General features: G+C 33.6%; 2 protein-coding genes. Both read left to right on the top strand.

Going from position 1 to position 2,094, the window contains the following annotated elements; all coding sequences use genetic code 11:
* On the top strand, window positions 1–995 hold a 995-nt coding region (locus Q4Q16_RS09245), incomplete at its 5' end, for an Ig-like domain repeat protein (RefSeq protein ID WP_303347439.1).
* Window positions 996–1,217: 222 nt separating this feature from the next.
* Window positions 1,218–1,925 carry a UPF0280 family protein gene (locus Q4Q16_RS09240; protein WP_303347438.1) on the top strand — a complete coding sequence of 236 codons (708 nt, stop codon included), beginning with the start codon at window positions 1,218–1,220 and terminating at the stop codon, window positions 1,923–1,925.
* The last annotated feature ends 169 nt before the right edge of the window (window positions 1,926–2,094 follow it).

Here is a 2,094-nt window from a genome sequence, read left to right as displayed (position 1 = left end):
TTGCTGTTGTTGATGAGAATGGTAATCCTGTTCGTGATGGTAATGTAACTGTCATGTTGCCTGACAACACTACTCAAACTGCAGATGTGAGCAATGGTAAGGCCAATGTTACTTGGACTATCCCTGAAGACTTTAGAGCTAATAATTATACTGTAAGTATGACTTATAATGGTAATGGTAATTACACTAGCTCTAACAATGTTTCTATTGCCGAAATTCTTGCTTTAGATACTGTTGTTAGTGGTTCTGATGTTTCCGGTAAACCTGGTCAAGATGTCATTATTGAGATTACTGTTGTTGATGAAAATGGTAATCCTGTTCGTGATGGCACTGTGACTGTTGTGTTGCCTGATGGAACTAATCAGACTGTTGATGTAATTAACGGTGGGGCTAATGTTACTTGGACTGTTCCTAAGGACTTTAAAGCAGGTAATTTCACCGTTGATATTACTTATAATGGTAATGGTAACTACACAGGTAGCAATAATAAATCTAATGTAGAAATCACATTCCCTTATATTTATCTTATGTTGATTAATGATGGTTTCTATAAAGTTAATGTTGGTGATGTTGTAACTGCAATGTATAAATTAGGTAACAATGGTACTGCTACAGCTTATGATGTTTATGCATACTTCTACATCCCTAAAGGTTTAGAATTTATTACTGCTTCAGTTGATTATGGTAAATGGTCTTGGGATTCCAAAACACGTATATTGACATGGCACTTAGATGAAGTCCCTGTTGGTGATCCGTTCATTAATATAACCGTTAGAGCAACTGCTCCCGGCACATATATAATTGTTCCTTCACTATCATGTGATGAGCATTATTATGTCAACGGCAATGTCACTATTGTTGTTGCCGAGGAAGATGTTGTTCCTGATGAGCCTTCTGATGTTGTGGAATCATCAGCTTTACATCCAACTGGTAATCCAATATTTGCAATATTGTTATGTCTTTTGACATTAATTGCTGTTAGAAAAGTTGAATAACTAAATATTTTAATTAATGGTTATTTTTTAACCATTACTTTTTTTCTTTTTTTTAATTGATGCTGAAATAACTGTTTTTCTTAAAGTATTGTGATATTTTCTTTCTTGTCATGATTATATTAATGATTTAGGTTTCATTTGCATAATTCAGAATTTTTCGCTGTTTTTGAATTTTTGCTTGTCAAAAAATTAATAGGTGTTTGTTAATAAAATATTAAATATATGAATCACTCTGAAATTAATTTGGATGAAACCCATATCAGGTTAACCACTGATTTGGACAATCATGATTTAAAAAGATACATCTTTTCAATCAGAAGAGATTTAAAAAACTTTATTTTAAAAAATCAGGATTTTCTACTCTCTCTGGAGCCGATTAGTGTTAACGGCAGACTTTCTTTGATAGTCAAAACCATGATTGATGCGTCATGTGTTTGTGATGTCGGCCCGATGGCTTGTGTTGCAGGTGCAATTTCCCAATTGTCCCTGGATTATTTAATCAGCAGAGATTCAAAATATTCCATTGTTGAAAATGGGGGAGATATTGCACTTATCAATAATCGGAAAGTTTTGTGCGGAATTTATTCTGATAATCCTGTTTTAGAAAACAATATAGCTTTTCAAATCAGTCCTAGAAAAAAACCTCTGGGAATCTGCACTTCTTCGGGAAAAATAGGTCATTCAATAAGTTTTGGAAAATCCGATAGCGTCAGTGTAATTTCTAAATCTCCCGCAATGGCTGACGGGCTTGCAACCAGAATAGCCAACGAATGTAACGGAGATACAAGTGAAGATAAAGTTTTCAGTGCTCTTGAATGCGGCGAAAAGTACAGGGAATTTTTCGATGGTGCTTTAATAATTTCAGATGAAAATGTCGGAACAATCGGCAGATTACCCAAACTTGTCGAGACAGATGATTTTGATATCTGAGAGCATTCTTTTAGAAAGCTGAATTTTGCTTGAATTAGGAGTTCTTTTTCTAAAATTTGTAAAAATATAAGCAATGTTTAAATAATGCATGGATTTTTTGTAGATGTAAATTATTGGCTCTTTCAAAAACTTAAGTGATTTGGATCAAACTTAATTTATTGGAGCAACC

Source organism: Methanobrevibacter sp. (genome assembly GCF_030539875.1).
Classification (GTDB): Archaea; Methanobacteriota; Methanobacteria; order Methanobacteriales; family Methanobacteriaceae; genus Methanocatella.
This window is presented reverse-complemented; position numbering and strand designations above follow the sequence as displayed.